The organism is Paenisporosarcina sp., from assembly GCF_049671445.1.
Classification (GTDB): Bacteria; Bacillota; Bacilli; order Bacillales_A; family Planococcaceae; genus Paenisporosarcina.
In genome coordinates this window covers 1-19,909 of sequence record NZ_JBATUX010000118.1, presented here as the reverse complement: position 1 = coordinate 19,909, position 19,909 = coordinate 1, and the positions used below count along the sequence as shown (strand labels likewise).

Annotated in this window: 24 protein-coding genes; 8 read left to right on the top strand and 16 right to left on the bottom strand. The window is 37.9% G+C overall.

Annotation, left to right across the window (positions count from 1 at the left end; translation table 11 throughout):
- Nucleotides 1-84 precede the first annotated feature (84 nt).
- From WBG45_RS14115 to WBG45_RS14075, 9 genes are all read right to left on the bottom strand, one after another.
- Nucleotides 85-474, bottom strand: a complete 390-nt coding sequence (locus tag WBG45_RS14115) for a DUF3397 domain-containing protein (RefSeq protein ID WP_424415547.1) — start codon at nt 472-474, stop codon at nt 85-87.
- On the bottom strand, nt 467-1,366 hold the full coding sequence (locus WBG45_RS14110; protein ID WP_424415998.1) for a ketopantoate reductase family protein: 900 nt from the start codon (nt 1,364-1,366) through the stop codon (nt 467-469). The genes WBG45_RS14115 and WBG45_RS14110 overlap by 8 nt, the downstream gene beginning before the upstream one ends.
- A gap of 236 nt (nt 1,367-1,602) precedes the next feature.
- The gene (locus WBG45_RS14105; protein WP_424415546.1) at nt 1,603-3,144 is read right to left on the bottom strand and encodes an acyl-CoA carboxylase subunit beta; all 1,542 of its coding nucleotides are present in this window, start codon (nt 3,142-3,144) and stop codon (nt 1,603-1,605) included.
- Nucleotides 3,145-3,186: 42 nt separating this feature from the next.
- Complete coding sequence (locus WBG45_RS14100; protein WP_024535094.1) at nt 3,187-3,399, bottom strand: acetyl-CoA carboxylase biotin carboxyl carrier protein subunit; 213 nt, start codon at nt 3,397-3,399, stop codon at nt 3,187-3,189.
- 1 nt (nt 3,400) lies between these two features.
- The gene (locus tag WBG45_RS14095; protein ID WP_424415544.1) at nt 3,401-4,756 is read right to left on the bottom strand and encodes an acetyl-CoA carboxylase biotin carboxylase subunit; all 1,356 of its coding nucleotides are present in this window, start codon (nt 4,754-4,756) and stop codon (nt 3,401-3,403) included.
- Between the two features lie 171 nt (nt 4,757-4,927).
- The gene (locus WBG45_RS14090; protein WP_024535096.1) at nt 4,928-5,308 is read right to left on the bottom strand and encodes a transcriptional regulator; all 381 of its coding nucleotides are present in this window, start codon (nt 5,306-5,308) and stop codon (nt 4,928-4,930) included.
- Between the two features lie 55 nt (nt 5,309-5,363).
- The gene (locus WBG45_RS14085; protein WP_424415542.1) at nt 5,364-6,125 is read right to left on the bottom strand and encodes an enoyl-CoA hydratase/isomerase family protein; all 762 of its coding nucleotides are present in this window, start codon (nt 6,123-6,125) and stop codon (nt 5,364-5,366) included.
- Nucleotides 6,126-6,211: 86 nt separating this feature from the next.
- On the bottom strand, nt 6,212-6,388 hold the full coding sequence (rpmF, locus tag WBG45_RS14080; RefSeq protein WP_024535098.1) for a 50S ribosomal protein L32: 177 nt from the start codon (nt 6,386-6,388) through the stop codon (nt 6,212-6,214).
- A gap of 23 nt (nt 6,389-6,411) precedes the next feature.
- Nucleotides 6,412-6,942 carry a YceD family protein gene (locus WBG45_RS14075; protein ID WP_424415539.1) on the bottom strand — a complete coding sequence of 177 codons (531 nt, stop codon included), beginning with the start codon at nt 6,940-6,942 and terminating at the stop codon, nt 6,412-6,414.
- A 124-nt stretch (nt 6,943-7,066) separates the two neighbouring features.
- Between WBG45_RS14075 and WBG45_RS14070 the strand changes: the two genes are divergently transcribed.
- On the top strand, nt 7,067-8,278 hold the full coding sequence (locus WBG45_RS14070; protein WP_424415537.1) for a nucleotidyltransferase: 1,212 nt from the start codon (nt 7,067-7,069) through the stop codon (nt 8,276-8,278).
- Here WBG45_RS14070 and WBG45_RS14065 read toward each other — a convergent pair.
- Entirely contained in the window at nt 8,275-9,327 is a 1,053-nt protein-coding gene (locus WBG45_RS14065) for a SepM family pheromone-processing serine protease (RefSeq protein ID WP_424415535.1), read from the bottom strand. The genes WBG45_RS14070 and WBG45_RS14065 overlap by 4 nt on opposite strands.
- Before the next feature lie 139 nt (nt 9,328-9,466).
- Between WBG45_RS14065 and WBG45_RS14060 the strand changes: the two genes are divergently transcribed.
- Complete coding sequence (locus WBG45_RS14060) at nt 9,467-10,318, top strand: hypothetical protein (RefSeq protein ID WP_424415533.1); 852 nt, start codon at nt 9,467-9,469, stop codon at nt 10,316-10,318.
- Between the two features lie 712 nt (nt 10,319-11,030).
- Here WBG45_RS14060 and coaD read toward each other — a convergent pair.
- A complete protein-coding gene (coaD, locus tag WBG45_RS14055; protein WP_108584498.1) occupies nt 11,031-11,516 on the bottom strand; it encodes a pantetheine-phosphate adenylyltransferase in 486 nt (161 codons plus the stop codon).
- A 1-nt stretch (nt 11,517) separates the two neighbouring features.
- The gene (gene rsmD, locus WBG45_RS14050) at nt 11,518-12,078 is read right to left on the bottom strand and encodes a 16S rRNA (guanine(966)-N(2))-methyltransferase RsmD (RefSeq protein ID WP_424415530.1); all 561 of its coding nucleotides are present in this window, start codon (nt 12,076-12,078) and stop codon (nt 11,518-11,520) included.
- Between the two features lie 114 nt (nt 12,079-12,192).
- On the opposite strand from rsmD, the gene WBG45_RS14045 reads away from it, so the two are divergent.
- Entirely contained in the window at nt 12,193-12,582 is a 390-nt protein-coding gene (locus tag WBG45_RS14045) for a DUF7147 family protein (protein ID WP_424415528.1), read from the top strand.
- Nucleotide 12,583: 1 nt separating this feature from the next.
- Here WBG45_RS14045 and WBG45_RS14040 read toward each other — a convergent pair whose 3' ends face one another.
- Entirely contained in the window at nt 12,584-12,856 is a 273-nt protein-coding gene (locus WBG45_RS14040) for a YlbG family protein (RefSeq protein WP_024535106.1), read from the bottom strand.
- Between the two features lie 130 nt (nt 12,857-12,986).
- Between WBG45_RS14040 and WBG45_RS14035 the strand changes: the two genes are divergently transcribed.
- Nucleotides 12,987-13,895 carry a glycerophosphodiester phosphodiesterase gene (locus tag WBG45_RS14035; RefSeq protein WP_424415526.1) on the top strand — a complete coding sequence of 303 codons (909 nt, stop codon included), beginning with the start codon at nt 12,987-12,989 and terminating at the stop codon, nt 13,893-13,895.
- A gap of 83 nt (nt 13,896-13,978) precedes the next feature.
- Here WBG45_RS14035 and WBG45_RS14030 read toward each other — a convergent pair whose 3' ends face one another.
- The gene (locus WBG45_RS14030) at nt 13,979-14,434 is read right to left on the bottom strand and encodes a YlbF family regulator (protein ID WP_424415996.1); all 456 of its coding nucleotides are present in this window, start codon (nt 14,432-14,434) and stop codon (nt 13,979-13,981) included.
- Nucleotides 14,435-14,523: 89 nt separating this feature from the next.
- Here WBG45_RS14030 and WBG45_RS14025 point away from each other — a divergent pair, with 89 nt between their 5' ends.
- Nucleotides 14,524-15,012, top strand: a complete 489-nt coding sequence (locus WBG45_RS14025) for a PaaI family thioesterase (RefSeq protein ID WP_424415524.1) — start codon at nt 14,524-14,526, stop codon at nt 15,010-15,012.
- Here the strand turns inward: WBG45_RS14025 and WBG45_RS14020 are convergent.
- The gene (locus WBG45_RS14020; protein WP_424415522.1) at nt 14,983-16,452 is read right to left on the bottom strand and encodes a UDP-N-acetylmuramoyl-L-alanyl-D-glutamate--2,6-diaminopimelate ligase; all 1,470 of its coding nucleotides are present in this window, start codon (nt 16,450-16,452) and stop codon (nt 14,983-14,985) included. The genes WBG45_RS14025 and WBG45_RS14020 overlap by 30 nt on opposite strands.
- A gap of 111 nt (nt 16,453-16,563) precedes the next feature.
- Here WBG45_RS14020 and WBG45_RS14015 point away from each other — a divergent pair, with 111 nt between their 5' ends.
- Nucleotides 16,564-17,307, top strand: coding sequence for an aspartate kinase (locus tag WBG45_RS14015; protein ID WP_424415520.1), 744 nt, complete (start codon nt 16,564-16,566; stop codon nt 17,305-17,307).
- Here the strand turns inward: WBG45_RS14015 and WBG45_RS14010 are convergent.
- Nucleotides 17,297-18,379 (bottom strand): CAP domain-containing protein, encoded by a 1,083-nt coding sequence (locus WBG45_RS14010; protein WP_424415519.1) that lies wholly within the window; start codon nt 18,377-18,379, stop codon nt 17,297-17,299. The genes WBG45_RS14015 and WBG45_RS14010 overlap by 11 nt on opposite strands.
- A gap of 151 nt (nt 18,380-18,530) precedes the next feature.
- Between WBG45_RS14010 and WBG45_RS14005 the strand changes: the two genes are divergently transcribed.
- Together WBG45_RS14005 and ytvI are read left to right on the top strand one after the other, a co-directional pair.
- Nucleotides 18,531-18,896: a YugN family protein gene (locus tag WBG45_RS14005; RefSeq protein ID WP_424415517.1), complete on the top strand. Its 366-nt coding sequence runs from the start codon at nt 18,531-18,533 to the stop codon at nt 18,894-18,896.
- A gap of 102 nt (nt 18,897-18,998) precedes the next feature.
- The coding region (gene ytvI / locus WBG45_RS14000; protein ID WP_424415515.1) for a sporulation integral membrane protein YtvI at nt 18,999-19,909 on the top strand (911 nt) is incomplete at its 3' end.

Genomic DNA, 19,909 nt, shown 5'->3' with positions numbered 1-19,909 from the left:
CTTGGTAAACCCCTTTTGCGTGTAAATACAAATCGAGTATATCATTTGGCGACAAGACAGGAAAAACAAACGACTTGTTGGACTTTAATTTACGAACTCTATTACTTTAAAGACGAACCCTAAACACCACACAATGAAGTAAGTAACACTTAGGACTAAAAATAAAAATCTCCATATCTTTCGTATAAGTGGAATTAATTCAATTTCCTTTTGAGACTTCCACTCAAGAAATGTCAAGAAGACACTGATGATTAACGCCATGCCCACCAAGAATCCCACTATTTCTACTTTAAATAAGGATTGAACCGCGATAGGAACCGCAAAAAATAGAACCATAGTCGTCACATCTGCAGCATGACCAAAAGCTTTTGTCGTTTTTTTGTTTAATTTTCTAGAAACAAAATATACCACGATAAATATGGCTATCGGAAAAATTAATAGAAAACTTATAATAACTTGGAATAAGTTACTCATGCGGTTCACCTTTTTCATCAATTGCTAACACTAATTGATATAGCGTTTGTAAAAGGGGTAACTCTTTGTCCCTAGTTGTTGCTAACTTTAATAATGCTCCTACAATTGGTTCAATTTCAGTTTGACGATTATTCAAACGATCTTGAAGCATAGAAGATTTGTTAGGAGATGTTTTTTCACAAAGTGCTTTTACGTGTTCAAAAGTTAACATGGATGATATTTCTGGAAAGGCTGTTTGCAATTCCAGAAATAATGAATGCATTAGTTGAAAGGCATGTTTATTTGAAATAAGTTTGCCATTTTCAATAAATAAGATCGTCGTAATCGGATTTATACAGGCATTTAATATCGCTTTTCTTAAAACAATTGCATAAGCGTCCTCTACAAATTCAATTTGGAATTTAGGAGATTGCAAAATCGTCATGTCTAAAGGGGTGTTAGTTGTCATTTTATAAGGTGCAACCTTCGTCAACCCTATTCCTTTATGAATAATTGTGGTTGCATTTTCTTTAAAAGCTCCGTGTTCAATCGTTGCAATATATATTTGTTCTTGTTGCAACTGATTAATCCACTGTAAATGTGCAATTCCATTTTGAATAAATAATAGTGGCGCGGACAGAGGCAGTGCATGTAATTTTTCTTCTATGTCCTGTAAATGATGATATTTTACAGCGATTATCCACAATGCATTTGTTGGTGCTTGTCCATAATCCACAAATGCTTCGACACGTGAATGAACTTTTTCACCATTTGCCTGAACGAGTGTAATTCCGTTGTGTCTTAGGTTATCCGCTTGTTCAGTCGTCCGTGTTATGTATGTAATCTCATGTTTTTGCTCACTTAATAATGAACCAATTAGCAATCCGATAGCACCCGCTCCAACAATCACCACGTTCAATTAGAAATCAACTCCCTTAAATCTTATATAAGTTCAAAAAGGAGTACAAAAAGAGCAAAGTAGGTCCAGGCGGCGTAGTCTTCGAGCACCAAAGCGTATGCTATTAATACGTGAGGAGCGGAAAAACAAGCCAACGAAGAGATGCGAAGCTATTTTTAGAGGGCTTTTTGAACATCCTATAGATGAAAAGGCCTACCAACATGCGGCAGACCTCCCAATCTTGCTATTGATTATACTGGATAAACTGGATGTTTACGAGGTGGCTGTGAAATATGTTTCGTACTATATGCACGATAACGCATTCCTAATACTTCACGTAAATTACTTGGTGCAACAATCTCATCAATAATCATTTCAGAAGCTAATTTATAGATATCAATTTCTTCTTTGTATTCTTGATGTTTTTGTAGAACAAATTGCAAACGTTCTTTCGGATCTTCAATCGCTTCAATCTTATTTGAGAACACCGCATTTACAGCTGCTTCTGGACCCATAACTGCAATTTGAGCTGTTGGTAAGGCGATACATACATCTGGCTCAAATGCCGGGCCTGCCATTGCGTATAAACCTGCTCCGTAAGCTTTTCTCACGATGACTGAAATTTTCGGTACAGTTGCAGAACTCATAGCCATGATTAACTTAGCACCATGTCGAATGATTCCAGCACGCTCAACTTTTGTACCAATCATAAATCCAGGAACATCCGCTAAGAATAATAAAGGAATTCCAAAAGCATCACATAAATTGATGAATTTAGTAGCTTTATCAGCAGAATCTATAAATAATACTCCGCCTTTAACTTTCGGTTGATTCGCAATAATACCGACTGCCTGTCCTTCAATCCGTGCGAGACACGTAATGATTTCTGGGGCAAATAATTTCTTCACATCGAAGAGTGAGCCTTCATCAATTAATTGATCGATCGCTTCATACATATCAAATGGTGCATTTTGATTTTCTGGAATTATTGCTTCAAGAGTACGACCTTCTTTTATAGCTTTCGGTTCTACCACTTTCGGCATCTCGGTAAAGTTTGCTGGGAAGTATGCTAAGTAACGTCGCGCTTCAGAAATAGCTTCTTGTTCAGTTGCGACTAAAACATCACCACATCCACTAATCGAACAGTGCATGCGAGCTCCGCCCATTTCTTCAAGTGTTACTTTTTCACCGATTACTTTCTCCGCCATACGCGGCGATCCCAAGTACATAGATGCATTACCTTCCACCATAATCACAATATCGCAAAATGCTGGAATGTACGCTCCTCCCGCAGCTGACGGGCCAAAAAGTAAACAGATTTGTGGAACAAATCCAGACATTCGTACTTGATTGTGGAATATTTTACCTGCTCCGCGTCGATTTGGGAACATATCTAATTGATCGGTAATACGTGCACCAGCTGAGTCGACTAAATAAAGCATTGGCACACGAGTTTTCTCTGCAATTTCTTGAATGCGAATGATTTTTTCAACAGTACGCGATCCCCATGAACCGGCTTTAACTGTAGAATCATTTGCCATTACACAAACTTGTTGTCCACCGACTTTACCCGTCGCTGTTACCACACCATCAGCAGGTAAATCACCCGCTTCACAGTTTGCAAATCGGCCATCTTCCAAGTACTCACCATTATCAAAAAGTAAGGCTAAGCGATCTCGGACGAATAATTTGTTTTGTTCTTTCATTTTTTCATGATATTTCGAATGACCACCTGCGAAAATAGTATTTAACTTCTCTTCTAAGCGTTCGTTGTATGTCGTTTTCTCCGTCATTGTATTGCCCCCTTGTTTCATCTCACTTATCCCCAAGTGATACTATTCAAATGTAACTAATACGTCGCCTTCATTTACAAAATCGCCAATTTGAGCTTCAATTTTCGCAACTTTACCTGCTGTTTCTGCTTCAACTGGAATTTCCATTTTCATTGATTCTAAAACCATAACTGTTTGTCCTGCAGTAATTTCTTCCCCTACTTGAACTACGATATTAAATACTGTTCCTGCCATTGTCGATTGAATTTGTTTCATGTTATTTTTCCTCCTTTTGTTGTTCAAGCCATTGCGGTAATACCGCCGTCGTATAAGTACCTTCTTGGAAAGCTGTTGCCCCTAAAAATTCTTGGAACAAGGCAACATTTGTTTTAACTCCTTCAATCCTAACAGATGAAAAGAATTTTTGTGCTTTGTTTATTGCTTCTTGTCGGGAGTCCGCCTGAAAAATTACTTTTGCAATCATTGGATCATAGAAAGGAGTTACTGTATTGCCTTCTTCGTAACCTGCATCTATTCTGATACCTTCAGTTGGACCCCATTCCAAAGTTTTGATATTCCCTGGTGAAGGGAAGAACGTTTTAGGATCTTCTGCATAAATTCGGAACTCAAGAGCATGTCCATTTGAGTGAATATCCGATTGATTGATAACGGGTAGAGTCTCACCTTTAGCCACTTGTAGTTGCCATTCTACTAAATCAAATCCTGTAACAGCTTCTGTCACGGGATGCTCGACTTGAAGTCTTGTATTCATTTCTAGGAAATAGAACTGGTTTTCTTCGTCTACAATAAATTCTACAGTCCCAGCATTGCGATAATTTACTGCTTTTGCAGCATCTACTGCCGCTTTCAACAAGCGCTCGCGAGCTTCTTGTGGGAAATTCGGTGAAGGTGACTCTTCAATAACTTTTTGGTTTCGACGCTGAACGGAACAATTGCGTTCGTACAAATGTACGATATTGCCGTGCGTATCACCAAAGATTTGTACTTCTATATGACGACCACCAGAAATGTATTTTTCTAAAAAGACGACATCATCTCCGAAATATGCTTTTGCACGTGTTTTTACAGAAACAAAGTTCTGACTGAGCGCTTGCTCATCGTCACAGCGAATCATACCGATGCCGCCACCGCCACTACTTGCTTTAAGCATGACTGGATAACCAATTCGCTGTGCTTCTTGAACAGCCTCTTCAATGGTATGTACACCTTCATCAGTACCAGGTACTACTGGCACACCTGCAGCTTGCATCGTTTGACGAGAACCAATCTTGTCGCCCATTTTATCAATAGTTTCTGGGTGAGGACCAATAAAGATCATCCCAGCCTCTTCTATCTTTCTTGCAAAACCTGCATTCTCTGATAATAAACCATAGCCCGGATGAATTGCGTCAACCCCTTCACGCAAAGCTAAAGCTAAAATCTCATCCGCTTTTAAGTAAGATTGTTGCACTTGGCTTGGACCAATCAAAAATGCTGTATCTGCTTCTTTTACATATGGTAATTCAGCGTCTGCTTCGGCATATATTGCCACTGTTTCAATATGTAACTTTTTACATGTTTCGATGATTCGACGGGCAATTTCTCCCCGATTAGCAATTAATACTTTTTGCATATGTAGTCCCCCTAAGTTGTTTGAACATGAAACCCCATCCTACATAGTCTATACGAAAAATGAAAACGATTTCAAGCTTTGAATGAAGAAATATTCAAACTTCACAAACAATATAGAAAAAAGCCGCCTCTTTTAAGATTTAATCTTGAAAGAAACAGCTTCTATATTCTCTTAATTTTTCTGATGGAGTAATGGACTTTCTGAGCAGACACGTTGAATTTGTTGAACAAATGTTTTCAACTGTGCATGTTCTTTTTGGAGTCTATTATGAGCTTCTAACAATTCATCGTAACTAGACATGGCTTGTTTTAAATGTGTATGCATAGGATGTTGATATTTTTGTTTAGCATGATTCAAGTCTTGTCCATACGTATGTCTCAATGTTTTATTCCATCTAAAACCGCAAGCCTGTTTTGTTCGAGAAAGTTTTTCTGCAGCCACTTCAAATGCATGAATTTGAGTGCCTCCATTTTTCACTATTTCCAATACTGTAGTTGCTAATTTATGATCATCTTCAGTAGTCCATTGATCTTTTCTTTTCACTTCAGTCATATCTTCTTCACCTCGCGTTTTTTTCTACTATATGCGCGAAGAAAAAGAATAGAAGTTATTTTCGTTTCGTTAAGAATTTTTGTACTGCCTGATGATGCTCATCCGCTTCCCAAAGTATAGAACAAGTTTGGACTTCTTCTCTTATTTGGTCTACTAGATTTTGCCCCGTCCATTTCCGAATCAGCATTTGTTTATAGGCACGATGTACGGACGTTTCTACTTGTTTCATTTCTGCAAGAAATGTCTGTAAGGCTATTTCTTTGTTATCTTCGTAAACTTGCGTCGCCCACCCGTTGTCTAGCATTGTAGCAGAAGTCAGAGGTTTTGCTTCGCTCAACATTTGCATAGCTATATCTTGTCTTGGTAGCTTCTCAAATAAAAACGTGCCTCCACCCCAACCACTTGTAATGGCCAGAGAACCTTGAATAAAGCCGCACTTTGCTCGTGAAGATACTAAACGATAGTCACAAGCAGTGGCAATTTCACAGCCACCACCTACCGCATGACCATTTACAAGGGCAATTACAGGCACAGGGAGTGTGGCGAGTTTGTATAACACAGTAGCCATTCGGTCAAGCATTGGGAACGCGTCTTTTGCCGTATGTAGTCCGTGGAAAATCGACAAATCGCCTCCCGAACAAAACGCATCGTCTCCTTCACCCGTGATGACGACAAACTTTATAGTTGAATCATTATGTACAGCTGTAATTAGTTCCTCAAAACCAACAATAACATCAAGATTAATTGCGTTGCGGACTTGTGGTCGATTAATAGTGAAACGACAAATATTGTCTTCAAGATTAATAGTATATGGCATATGTATTGTCCTCCTAGTAAATAGAGAAAAAGACCATCAGAGAGCCATGGTCTCTCTGATAGCCTTTAATATGAACAAATACTGAATTATTTGCTCGCTACAACTTCTTTCCCTTTGTAATGTCCGCATGATTTACAAACATGGTGAGCCAATTTCGATTCACCACAGTTTGGGCAAGCTACCATTCCAGGTAGAGATAATTTGAAATGCGTACGACGTTTTCTTTTTACTGTTTTAGAAGTCTTTCTAAACGGTACAGCCATTGGTGGCACCTCCTTACAGATCGTTATTCGTCTGTTTGATCAAAATACTTTGCTAAATCAGCAAGTCTAGGATCCGATTTTTTAGGTTCATTTTCTTCTTTTGCAGCCAATTCCTCATCTGTTAAGTACGACCAGTTTTTGCCGCCAGGTATCGGTTGATGCTCTGCACCTTCCTTAAACACTTGTATAGGGATTTCGACTATAATTAATTCTTCAAGTATCGGATCGACATTTATAACATCGCCTTCTACAATATGAATATCACCATCGTCTTCCTTATGTGCCTCTGACCAACTAAAAAGTTCATCTGTTTGAATCTCAAACGGATACTCAACATCTTCCCACGTGCGAGCACATGGTAAAGTAAGGGTGCCTGTAAGTTGAAAATGACAAGTCATTTGCGCTGCACCAAATGTGCAATGCCCTTTTACATGAACGGGTGAGATTTTCCGGATGTCCGGGTTACGTGTCATAACTTCATCCAATTGGACCATTTCGTCAATTGGCATCCCGTCATGGCGATATTTAGATAGTTGATGAATTGCCCATTTCATTCGTTTATCACCTCAAGACAACAAAGTTGATTATATAATGCAGGAAATTAGATGTCAAGATAATTTCTTGTCACTCCATATTTTGACCCGTATAATCAATTAATATGATAAGGGGGTCACAATCTTGAAAGCAACTGGTATAGTCGTCGAACATAATCCGTTTCATAACGGACACTTCTATCATATCAAAGAATCCCGTAATAAAACAGCGTCAGAGATTATTATTGCTGTTATGAGCGGAAATTTTTTGCAACGAGGCGAACCTGCCCTTGTGGATAAATGGACTCGCGCTGAAATGGCCTTAAAAGCTGGCGTAGACCTCGTTATCGAACTTCCTTACGTATTTGCTACAGCACAAGCCAGTGACTTTGCACGTGGGTCTATTGCATTATTAGAAGCCATTGGATGTGATGCATTTTGTTTTGGCAGTGAAGAAGGTACAATTGAACCCTTTACTAACACATATGAAGTCATTTCATCACAACAACAGACTTACCAAAATTTGATTAAACAATACATGAAACTTGGTTTAAGTTATCCCAAAGCTTTAAATCAGTCCTACGCTGAAATAACTAAAGAAACAAACCTACAGTTGGTGGACTTATCAAAACCAAACAATATTCTTGGTTATCATTATGTAGAAGCAGCATATCAAATGAACGCTCGTTTGAAGCCTTATACAATCCAAAGAATAGTTGCTAATTACCATGACGATGTTGATGAAAGCCAATCAATAGCTAGCGCCACTGGCATTCGTAAGGCTATTTTCGAAGAAGGATCAATCGATGCGTTGGCGAACTTCATGCCTCAAACATCACTTGACCATTTAGTAAAATGGAAAGATTCTGTTGGTGTGTTTGGTAGTTGGCCACAATTTTGGCCACTCCTTCGATTTACCATCATTCGTTCATCTGTAAAAGAACTCGCTTCTTACGCAGAAGTGACAGAAGGCATCGAGCATTTAATATACGAAGCCGCTATCAAAAGCGAAACGTTTGAAGAATTCATGACACACGTTAAATCCAAACGATACACTTGGACACGTATACAACGTATGCTCACACATATTTATACAGGATTTACATGGGAAGCACTTAATTCACATCCAAATCCGACCTATCTACGTGTACTTGGCATGACACATAACGGTCAACGATATTTAAATCAAAAGAAAAAAAGTCTTTCGTTGCCGCTCGTTAGTCGAGCTGCAGCAACAAAAGACTCTTTATTAGATTTAGATATTATAGCAACAGATTTATATCAATTGGGACTACAATCGCCTAAAATAGAACGACCAATTGGTTTAGACTATCGCAAGCGTCCGATTATCATTTAATCTTTTTTCGTTTCCATTTTTTCTAAATACGTTAATGCATCATCAAGTGTTTTTACTGGCACGATCTTCATGGTCGTGCCTATATTCTCCGCAACTTCTTGTGCTTCCAAATAGTTCGAGCGAAGAGAAGGATTATTTTTCAAAACTTCCTCTGGTAACTCGTCATCAGGTGCAAAGAAAATCTCGATATCCGCTTCATGTGCAGCAATTACTTTTAAATCAATTCCACCAATCCGCCCAACTTCACCGGTTTCTTGCATCGTGCCTGTTCCTGCCACGTTATAGCCTTTTGTTAAGTCTTCATCCATTAGTTGGTTCAGAATTTCTAATGTAAACATCAGTCCTGCTGAAGGCCCGCCAATATCATCTGCACTAATATTTACTTTTGGCGTAGTAGTAATTTCTTTGTCTTCTGTAAATGAAATACCTAAACCAGCTCGACTGACTTCACTCGGGATTGGTTTTAGTTCCACTTCTACTGACTCGATTTCGCCTTCACGTTCTACTTGTAAGGTGACGATATCTCCTACATTCTTTTCCCCCAAATAGTCGACTAAATCTTGTTGATTATCACTCACCACTTCATCCAGCTTAATGATACGATCTCCAGCTTTAAGCAATCCATCAGCAGCACCACCAGGTAATACATTTAAAATAAACACGCCTTTTGTTGTGACTTCATATGGCTTTCCTGCTTTTTCAAATGCAGCTTGGATAGCATTGAACTGCGACTGTGACATGAGATGGAGTTGGCGAACATTATATTCTTCATCATCTTCATCTGGATTTCTCACTTGATTCGTTTCCAGTATTTTTTGTTCATCTGACACTTTAGCCCATGCATAAGTTAATGGCGTCGCTTTTGATAAAGCGATAGTCATTAAACTCATTGACCCATTATCATCTTCGTCTCCACCTTGGACACTTACGAGTGGTTCTAGTGGATAAGCTCCACCTGGTTTTGTGATGTAGGCATCGACTGGATAAAAACTAGCGCTAATCAATAAAATACAGATTAATAAAAAGCCAATTGTACTTTTCTTAAACATGTTTATCCACCTCCATGCTGACAAGCGTTCTTTGTGCATATATATAGTGTAGCACTTTCACTTTACTTCTGACAAAACGGTTGAAACGAGGAAATTCCGCATGCTACACAAGACCATTTTATTCATTTGTTGGTTTCTCATGACACTATTTATTTTTATGCCAGGTATTGCTCACCAAGGAGCACAATTAGGACTTGAAGTCTTTTTAAAGAGACTTTTACCCTATTTATTGCCTTACCTGGTGGTTTCCCAATGGTTATTGTATGAACTATATAAGAAAAACAAATGGCAGTCTCATGTCAGCAATAGCATCAAAATCTATGCCATTGGGGCATTTGGTGGGTTCCCTACCGGAGCTGCTACAATTTCAACGCTTACACAGTCAAGTATGATCAGTAAAAAACATGCGAGCCACTTGCTCGGAATCTGTCATGCACCCAGTCCCATGTTTATTGTCGGAGTAGTTGGAGCCCAGTTTCTTTCTTCTGCCCATTCAGGAATCGTCCTTTTGCTAATTCTGCATAGTATCAATCTGATGTTTTTAGTGTTTCTCCATCTATTCGTACCCATGCCAAAAATCGTTAAAAATAATCAAATTGTTAAACCCGTCACTTCTCCATTAAGTGAAGGCATTAATCAAACAGCCTCGATTCTACTATTGGTCGCAACAACCGTTGTCTTCTTTACAACAATCAGTACCGTCATAAGAGAAATTATTAGAGTAATATTTAATGGGGTACCTCATGAAGTATCTGTCTTTATCTATTCGTTGTTTGAAATGACTGCTGGATTAGAAATAGCTCATCAATTGTTTAAGATGGAAACGTTCTTCCCTCTTTTAGTTGTTAGCATCCTATCATTCAATGGCTTGAGTATACATATGCAAATCATGGTGTTGGCTAAATCAGCTAAACTTTCTTTAAAACCTTATGTTTTTTATCGCTTACTACATTTTCTACTATTTGTAGGAAGTTGTTATCTTTTTCTATAAGATCCTCATTTTTTCTATAAGCCAACCTACGAATCTTTTAACTTACTTGTAGACGTATCGTAATGAATAAAAGTTTCAAGTTCCGGATTCTAATGTTCTTTATCGTTCATTTGCGCTGGCCGCACGTTTCGCATGAGCCCACAAGTATGAAATCCACATACTTATGGGTCTCATTCTTCAAAGAGCTGCTCCTGCGATTACTCGTCGCAAAGAAAAAGACCAACCTTGGTCTTTTTCTTTCTTGCGGCATTCTAGGCGCAAATGAACTCTTTTGTATGTTTTTATATCAACTGTATTCTTTAATAGCAAACATAAATGAAGCAGAATAAGGTCGAAATTGCATCTTCGACCGAACATCTACTTAAAGAAGCCTTCTAATCTTTAGTTAACCAAACCAAAAGTACTGTGTACGTTCAGGCTGCAAGGGAGCGTGGGATGTACACCCGCCGCAGGATGATCTGTAAAAAAGAGTTGGGTGAAGTGAAGCATTCACAAACTTGTCCTTTAGATTATTTTGCAGGAGGTTAAGCGTCCAAAGCGGACTGGAGACCTGTTACTCAGTGAATGCTATTGTGTACTTCCGGTTTGAAAGATTGCCTGAGACGCACACCCGACTTAGAATGATCTATAAAAAAAGAGTCGTTCAAGTGACAAGGTCACAAGTCCAACTCTTTTTCTTTAGATTATTGTGTAGCAGTTAAACGATAATTGTTTATTCAAAACCAAATTTCATTTTCAAGGCCGCTTCTACTTGTTTAGGGACAAGCTCAGAAATGTTCCCACCATATTTAGCTACTTCTTTTACGATGCTCGAACTAAGAAACGAATATTGATTATTCGTCATGATAAAGAACGTTTCGATTTTTTCATCAAGAACTCTGTTCATCGATGTGATTTGCATTTCATATTCAAAATCTGATACAGCTCTTAACCCACGCACAATTGCGTGAGCATTTACTTTATTAGCATAGTCAACAAGCAATCCAGAAAAGGAGTCAACATGAACATTCGGTAATGTTGACGTCACTTCGCTAATTAATGCCATTCGTTCTTCCACCGTAAATAAAGGTTTTTTAGACGAATTATTTAACACGACTACATGTATTTCATCAAAGACGGATGCACCACGTTTAATAATATCTAAATGACCAAATGTAACGGGGTCAAAACTGCCTGGCACTACTGCAATCTTAGTCATGTCATTGTCCTTCTTCCTGTCGATAAATCGAAATGATGGTGCTCCCATAAAGTTCTTTTCTTGACAGAGTAAACGCTCCATATTGATTTTGAAGATCTACTCCTTTTTCGTGTTCACAAAGAATGATGGCATTGTCAGTTAGCAAATTTTTCTCTACGAATTGATTTATTAATTCATAATAGCCAACTTTTTCGTAAGGTGGATCAAGGAATAATAAATCTACCTTAGCTTGTCTCTTTTCTAGTGCTTTTATAGCTCTCGAAGCATCTGCTTTATATACTTCTGCTTGATCTTCTAGTTTACATTTTTTTAAATTTTCATAAATAGTTGGGATGGCCCGAGGATCTTTTTCAATAAAAATACATGTGTCAATTCCTCGACTGAGGGATTCGATGCCAAGTCCACCACTCCCTGCAAATAAATCAACAGCAAGTCCACCATCAAAATAAGGTCCTATCATATTAAAAATCGATTCTTTCACTTTATCGGTTGTTGGTCTGGTACCTGATCCTGGCACTGCTTTTAAAGGAAGACCTTTGCGTGTTCCAGATATTACTCTCATGAAGTTCCTCCTTGACTATTTCATCAGTTATTTATATAGTCATGTCTTACTTTTGCGTATGCTTCATGGCAACAGCCATGATAAGATGCTTAAGAAAGGATGTGTCATTCTCGTATGATTCAACGTTTTATTGAACTCGGAGAAGGTTATAGCGATATTTATGAGTGGTTGGAATTGCTGAAAACAAACGAAGATCGTTTTCATCATGTATGTATTTTCACATCTGTGTTGAAGGACGTCAAAAAATTGAGTGTTGCTCTCATCTTAAAACCAGCAACTGAGGGTAATTTCATGCCTATTTATTACTGTCGAGAAGGCATTGAGTATTCTGCTGAAAAAACAAGTAAGCGAATCCTATTAATTGAAAAGACGTTGCAGGAAAGAAATTACTCCCCACACCGTCTTGAAGTTAAGCATTCATCTTATTTTGCAGAACCGGCATTGTACCATCAGTACCTTACTGGTTTACTTAGATTACATCACATATTGCCGCCTCTAAGTTAAGTCATAAGCCAGTTTTATAGTCGTATTCTTTCGCTTTATCTGGTTTAGAATTTTCATATTCAGTTTTAACAAAAGGACGGTAAGACGGACTGACTTCTTTAACAAACGGAAGCTTTTGTAACTTCGTGGAAATCGCTTCAATTTGATCGAGGTCGCAATACATAACGACATACTTAAGTTTCCGAGAAATAAATTGGACATGGCCATATTTTCTCAGCGATTTCGCTTGTTTTAAATGATGCACATATACAATTAGCCCTTGTCGGTCATTCATGCGTGTTCCCTCTTTTCTTACTTAAAAGAATACCATATGAAAGAAAACGTTCGCAACCGCTTGAAGCTGTCAGTTTGGTATAATATCCTTTATACTGATATAAGCAAGTTTGCTTAAGGAGGAATTAGGCATGGGAAAGAAAACAAAAGTAGCTTTTGCTATAGCAGCAGCTGGTGCTGCGGCTTGGGCAGGCTCAAAAGTACTCTCAAAACCTCAGAAACGACCAAATAAGGAAGCTCTGCAATACGAACATCCGATAATATTAGCTCATAGAGGTGGTTCTCAAATTGCTCCTGAAAACTCTATGATCGCATTCAAAAAATCCGCTGAACTTGGTGTTCACGGATTTGAAATTGATATTCGTTTAACTAAAGACGAAGAAATCATTGTTTTCCATGACGAATTTATCGATCGCACTACTGATGGTACAGGCCGCGTTTCTGATATGACACTATCGGAACTGAAGACTTTCGATTTGGGTTATCAGTTTATTAGTTCTCAACAAGATTATGAGTATCGTGGTCAAGGAGAAACCGTCGTTACGCTTCGTGAGTTATTTGAAGAGTTTCCACAAATGTTAATAAATATTGATATGAAGGATTCTCCTGAAACGTATGAAGGTAGTTTAATACCTTCTAAATTATGGCGTTTAATTGAAGAACTAAGTGCGCAAAATCGGGTAGTCGTTACAAGTTTCTATGACGAACAAATCGACCGCTTCAATTTATATGCACAAAATACAGTAGCTTTAGGTGCGGGTGAAAACGAAGTTCGTAAAGCATACTCTGCTTATACAAGCCAGTTTGGACATTTGTATCACCCACGTGCAGATGTGGTTCAAATCCCTGTAAAATCGGGTGTTTTCCCACTAGATGGCGAGGGTTTCATCAAATTCTTAAGTAATTTAAATGTACCCGCCCACTATTGGACAATAAATGATTCATACACAATGGAACGTTTACTTCTTGCAGGTGCAAAAGGTATCATAACCGACCGACCTGATATAGCGGTTACTTTATTGGCTGAAAAAAACGCATAAGAAATAGGATGTGCAGCTAACTCGCACATCCTTTTTCTTTGTTTTGCACCACCGATACAAGTTACAATCGGTTAGCATTTATCTTAAGCTGAACAGCCACAAGAGCCACCTGTTCCGCAACTTCCCGTGCTACATGAAGAATCTGAAGCAGCTGCGAAGAATGGGTTGCTAACAGGTACCTTAACTGAATCAGATACGGTTTTACCTATAAGTAAGCTGACTTGATCTAACAAATCTTGCAATTCGTTTTCAGCTAATTTTAACGTAGCGACGCGTTCATTCATATCGAGTGCGCGTTTTTGTACACGAATCGACTTCATTACGTGTTGATAGTCTGGATGATATTTCCCAAAGCGTTGAACATCTTCATATTGTTCTTTAAGTCGCGTAAACGAAGCAATTTGTCTTTTTAACAAATCGTCTGTGTAGACGGCAAAATAAGCTTGTTTGAAGTATTCAGCTTGCTCGGAGGATAAGATCATTTGTGTCAAACTATCTCCTTCATCCATAATGGAAGCCCATTCTGAGGTCATCATCATCATCGGCTATTCCTCCAATCTGTATTTATCATAACAGATTGACTACCGAAAATAAAAGACATGCATTTGCTAAAAGTTAGGAGATTTCAATGAAAGAATTATTATTTAAGCAATTTCAACAGATTATCAGCAATTCTACAGAAGAAGATTTAACTATTTTATCGAAATGGATGGATGGCTTTGAGAAGAAACAATCAGGAGAAATGTCTACTTACTTAAGTGCTGCACTTCATATGGAACGGACGTTAACAGACGATTCCTGCACGGTTTCTATTCCAATTACACCGTTAATTCATAACAATTTAAGCATCCCTCACGGAGGAATCATAGGAGTATTGCTAGATACCGCCATGGGTGTTTTAGCAACTCATTCTCTTCCTGAAGATAAAGCTGCTGTAACGACGAACTTATCTGTTACATATTTAGCAACTGCTACTGAAGGTAATATACATGCACGTGCGTTCTTTTCACACAAAGGTCACCAAACAATGGTAACTACTGGACAAGTTACAGACGATCAAGGGAAACTATTAGCCATTGGTACAGGTTCATTTTTCGTTATTCAACGAAGTAGATAAAGAAGTTAATAGTTTTCGAACGGTTTGTTCGTCTGAAAAAGGCAAGACTTGATTCCCTATGTGCTGGGTAGACTCATGTCCTTTTCCAGCGATACATAATAAATCTCCCGGTTTCAAACATCTCAGCGCTTGTTCTATTGCGGTTGCTCGATTAATTTCAATATGAATATTATTAGACTCTGGTAAATTTTCGATGATTTGATGACAGATTTTTAATGGATCCTCTGAACGTGGATTATCCGATGTTACCCACAAATATTTTGCATATAAAGCAGCGATATCGCCCATTTCACTTCGCTTAGATTGATCACGATCCCCACCACAACCAAATACCACAAGTAAATTCCCTGTCGTTATTTGTGCCGCTGAAGAAAGAACATGTTTTAAAGCTTCAGGCGTATGAGCATAATCAATAATCACTTGAAAAGGCTGTTTAATAATGTATTGGAATCTACCTGCTGGTAAAGTTAGGTGTGGGAGGTGTGGGATAATTGAGTGCATCGGTATATTCATTTGACGTACAGTCGCTATAGCAGCTGCAATATTCGATACATTATAGACCCCGCTAAATCCTACTTCAAAAGAATACTCTCTCTCTCGGTCATTCAACTTTAAAGTCATCGATAACGGTTTAAGTTCTTCTAATTTCAACTGTTTTTTTCCAAACCATTTATTTTCTTTATCACTTTTTTTAGCTATTTCATACCAAAAAGGATCATCTTCATTCACGACGATTTTTTTCGATAAATGTAGTAATTTACATTTTGCTTTCTTGTAGGCTTCTATACCTTTATGATCTTCTAAGTGGTCATGACCCATATTTAGAAAGACACCTTGCTGGATAGAACAATGATCCAACCGATGTTGCGCTAATCCCATTGATGAGGCTTCAATGATGACATGAGTTACATTCATTGCTAAGAGCTTTGCAAACGTATCATGAAGATGAGTTGCAGACCAAGTAGTGAGTGATGGGAAATTTTCTATAATTTTTTCCCCATTAATATAAAGTCCTAACGTTCCAATTACTGCTGTACGATGACCAAGAAATGTAAGAAGTTGACCAATCATATGACTTACGGTTGTCTTGCCGTTCGTTCCAGTAACTGCAACTATGTGTAATTGTTGTGATGGATTTCCATGAATACGAGAACTAGCATGAGAAAGAAAAGTACGGGTATTTGGAACAATTCCAAAGGCCACATCTCTACAAAACTGACCATCTTCCCGGTTTTCTGAAATGATACAAACTGCCCCGTTACGTATTGCTTCGTGTATATAAACAGCTCCATTGGCATGTCTTCCCTTGATTACAACAAAGACATCACCATTCTGCACCTCTCTCGAATCTTCCTTCACACCTCTTATCCATTCATTAAATGACCCATGTAACCATGTACACGGCCAGTCTTTTATTAAATCTGCAATGACAAAAGCCATTGTACCCCTCCTACACAAAATAAAATTGACCGAATACATTACAGTCAAGGTAGTTTCATCGTATGTATGATTGCGGGAAAATGTCACTCATGATAATAAGGAGCGGATTTAATGATTGTGCAGAAATTTGGAGGAATCGCGATGAAAGATAAAGAATCGCGTCAAATATGTATCCATCACATTAAAGAAGGTTTAGCCAAATATAAATCGGTTATAGTTGTCGTATCCGCTATGGGCAGGCTTGGAGACCCCTATTCCACCGATACACTCATACAGTTAACGGATGCTTTTCAACTAGCACCTGAATCTAAAGATGTTGCAGCAATTTGTGGGGAGTTACTTTCATCATCTGTATTATATGCAGAATGTTTGAAGGAGCAAATCCCTTGTCAATTAGCCTATGGCGTCCAGGCTGGAATATATACAGATGACCGTTTTGGAGACGCTACAATCATTAAAACATCTACAAAAGCCATTGAAGAATTACTCCAACATATTCCCTGTGTCATCGTTCCTGGATTTCAAGGCATTACAACTGACCATCGATTTACAACATTAGGCCGAGGAGGTAGTGATTTAACGGCTATTTTGTTAGCGTCTTTATTCAAGGCTAATGCAGTCGAATTTTATAAAGATGTCCCTGGAGTTATGTCAAGTGACCCTAAAAGTTCTACGAATGTACAAAAATTATCCCATGTTTCTTATGAAAAGCTTCAGCATTTATGTGAAACAGCCAAACATCCGCTCATACAAAAAAAAGCAGTAGACATGGCTGCTAAGCACCACGTCCCACTGCATATTCGCCCCTTTGGTTCCTCTGAAGAAGGCACTTGGATAAATTCCACTATTCATTAATATTCTCACTATTAAGTAATTCTCGTTCTACAAAGTTTTGTGTATAAAATTTACCGAATGCACCAACACCTAAGTGTGTGAAATTAGCTTTCAGCAAAACTTTTCGATGGTCCTGCGAGTTTAACCAGCCATGCACAACTTCAGCAGAATCATAATAATTGGATCCAATGTTTTCCGCTGCACTGTCGTACAAAATTTTTGATTCCTTTAAGCGGTTTTCCAAATCCCCAAAATCAGGAGACTCATGTGAAAAATAGTTTTCCATTACCATATCTTCACTATGTTTACGTGCAACAATACCAAGAGCAAAGTCTTCAACCACTGCATCCACTTCATGCCTTGCACGATAAACATTCGTCAACTCAAATAGTAAACGCTCATTTGATTCGTTAATTGCTTTTTGCTCAGTAGTAGAAGGGACATCAGCTGCTAGGTAGTCACCTTTATACGTCATTTCGTAAGGTTGATGAAGTACTGTAGTACGAGGATCAGTAAATCGAATAGCTTCCACTACCCCGTCTACTTCGTCCACATAGATTTGTGCATATAGTCCATTAAATTCTACTAGTAATCGATTTTTCGTATCTACATCATTAATAGTAAACGTATAAACATTTGATTCTAATTGAACTGAAATTTCAGATTCAATTATGGTGAAACGGTATAAATCATCGATCGTTTGTCCAACTTGATATGGAAAAGCATCAAGGTTTTCCCCAGCAATATACACTTGAGTGATCGTATCATCTGTTACACCTATTAACATATAACTTGTGAGTGAGTCGTTATATACCCACCAATCATAACCAAATGCTGAGGCTTCAATCCGATTAGGTTCCCCAAAAGAATTGACTATTTCATTTGTATTTTGGCCTACCAAGGTGGATAGGCCTTTTTCAGGTCGCGGAATAGTACCTTCACCAGTAGGTAGCGACAAGTTTTCTTGAGGCAAAGCTTGACCTGTTGAACTTGGAGCTTCTAATAAATCATTTTCTTGAATGGTTTGGTCTGAATAAAATATGACAGTTAGAATAATTGCTAAAAAAATTAAAATTTTAACCAATACCTTCAATATGACAACTCCTAATAACATAAATGATGAGTCTATTATATCAGTCTAAAGTGTATTGACACAATGTTGTCATTGCAACAAACGCTAAATTACACTATTATAAAATGGAACGCTCGACTTAAGGTTAAGCATGTAAAAGGAGGACGATTGTATGTATTTCGAAAACACAGGTATTGAAAATACAGCAGCTGATTTAGAATTATTAGATGAAATTATGTTAAATCACGGTCTAGTTCGTGAAGGACAATGGGATTACGAACGTGTAACGTATGACAAAAAATACGAAATCAAAGAAGGTACATTCTACTTACGTATTTTCGGCTTTACAAAAGACGGAGACGTTGGTGCTCACGATGCAATCATTACTTTAATGAAACCTGTTGTCGGCAAACACTACTACCCACATGGTGTTGAGTATGGTGACCAAGAAGTGTTCCCAGAACACCTAGTGAAGTCTTGTCAACAAACACTAACTGCTGTTAAAGCAGATATCAATGCATTTGAAATTCGCGCATAATGGAAACGCCGAAGAATTTATTTCTTCGGCGTTTTTTCTATCACTTTTCAAATGTGCAAATGTTGTCTATACTTATAACATATGGAAAATGAGGTGTTGCGAATGCCCAAGTGGATTACTAAAAAGTTTTTGATTATCTCTTTACTTATTTTAATTATTGTACTTTTCATTACCTTTATACTTCCCCTTGCAGTCCCCATTATATTAGCTTTAGTTACGGCATTTTTACTTGAACCTATCGTAAAATGGAGTAAACAAAAGTTTAATTGGAACCGTAAACCCGCAGTTATAACAATATTTATTTTATTTTTACTACTCACTACAGCTACTTTATATTTTACAATTACTCAATTGATCGGTCAGATTATACAATTAACAAAAGTTGCGCCTGATTACTTTAATACCTTGTCACTTTCTTGGATGAATATACAGAGTAAATTATTCAGTTTTACTCAAGGCATGCCAATTGAAGTTGTTTCATCAATCAAAAAAGAATTAGATCAATTTATGAAGCTGATGCAAGAAGCGATTTTAGGTTTTGTAAGTTACGACAGTATCACTAACCTACTTACTGAAATCCCGAACTTTTTAGTCAGTTTTATCGTATACATAATCACGCTATTTCTATTTATGTTAGATTTAACGGATTTGAAGAAAATGGTCTTTAGACATTTCACCCCAGCAACTGCAGAAAAAGTTCGCTTTATGACATCAAGATTAAATTCGGTCATATTTGGTTTTATGAAAGCACAATTACTAGCTAGTTTATTTATTTTAGTTGGTAGTTTCATTGGCTTGTTGTTCATCGCTCCTGAATATGCACTGGTCATGTCTATTGTCATTTGGATTATCGACATTATTCCTATACTAGGTTCAATCGCAATTGTTGGGCCATGGTCAATATACCAATTTGCTACCGGAGACATTGCTTTAGGCACTAAACTAGCAATACTAGCACTTGTGTTACTTGTTATTAGGCGCTCAGTGGAACCAAAACTAATGGGCTCACAAAT

Bases quoted from the DNA above. Each gene is read 5' to 3' on its own strand.
- WBG45_RS14015 (WP_424415520.1), top strand. From the start codon at position 16,564: ATGATTGTGCAGAAATTTGGAGGAATCGCGATGAAAGATAAAGAATCG.
- WBG45_RS14095 (WP_424415544.1), bottom strand. From the start codon at position 4,756: ATGCAAAAAGTATTAATTGCTAATCGGGGAGAAATTGCCCGTCGAATC.
- rpmF (WP_024535098.1), bottom strand. From the start codon at position 6,388: ATGGCTGTACCGTTTAGAAAGACTTCTAAAACAGTAAAAAGAAAACGT.
- WBG45_RS14005 (WP_424415517.1), top strand. From the start codon at position 18,531: ATGTATTTCGAAAACACAGGTATTGAAAATACAGCAGCTGATTTAGAA.
- WBG45_RS14025 (WP_424415524.1), top strand. From the start codon at position 14,524: ATGAAAGAATTATTATTTAAGCAATTTCAACAGATTATCAGCAATTCT.
- WBG45_RS14065 (WP_424415535.1), bottom strand. From the start codon at position 9,327: ATGTTTAAGAAAAGTACAATTGGCTTTTTATTAATCTGTATTTTATTG.
- WBG45_RS14100 (WP_024535094.1), bottom strand. From the start codon at position 3,399: ATGAAACAAATTCAATCGACAATGGCAGGAACAGTATTTAATATCGTA.
- coaD (WP_108584498.1), bottom strand. From the start codon at position 11,516: ATGACTAAGATTGCAGTAGTGCCAGGCAGTTTTGACCCCGTTACATTT.
- WBG45_RS14045 (WP_424415528.1), top strand. From the start codon at position 12,193: ATGATTCAACGTTTTATTGAACTCGGAGAAGGTTATAGCGATATTTAT.
- WBG45_RS14115 (WP_424415547.1), bottom strand. From the start codon at position 474: ATGAGTAACTTATTCCAAGTTATTATAAGTTTTCTATTAATTTTTCCG.
- WBG45_RS14030 (WP_424415996.1), bottom strand. From the start codon at position 14,434: ATGATGATGACCTCAGAATGGGCTTCCATTATGGATGAAGGAGATAGT.
- WBG45_RS14060 (WP_424415533.1), top strand. From the start codon at position 9,467: ATGACACTATTTATTTTTATGCCAGGTATTGCTCACCAAGGAGCACAA.
- WBG45_RS14020 (WP_424415522.1), bottom strand. From the start codon at position 16,452: ATGGCTTTTGTCATTGCAGATTTAATAAAAGACTGGCCGTGTACATGG.
- WBG45_RS14075 (WP_424415539.1), bottom strand. From the start codon at position 6,942: ATGAAATGGGCAATTCATCAACTATCTAAATATCGCCATGACGGGATG.
- WBG45_RS14035 (WP_424415526.1), top strand. From the start codon at position 12,987: ATGGGAAAGAAAACAAAAGTAGCTTTTGCTATAGCAGCAGCTGGTGCT.
- WBG45_RS14090 (WP_024535096.1), bottom strand. From the start codon at position 5,308: ATGACTGAAGTGAAAAGAAAAGATCAATGGACTACTGAAGATGATCAT.
- WBG45_RS14040 (WP_024535106.1), bottom strand. From the start codon at position 12,856: ATGAATGACCGACAAGGGCTAATTGTATATGTGCATCATTTAAAACAA.
- WBG45_RS14105 (WP_424415546.1), bottom strand. From the start codon at position 3,144: ATGACGGAGAAAACGACATACAACGAACGCTTAGAAGAGAAGTTAAAT.
- rsmD (WP_424415530.1), bottom strand. From the start codon at position 12,078: ATGAGAGTAATATCTGGAACACGCAAAGGTCTTCCTTTAAAAGCAGTG.
- WBG45_RS14085 (WP_424415542.1), bottom strand. From the start codon at position 6,125: ATGCCATATACTATTAATCTTGAAGACAATATTTGTCGTTTCACTATT.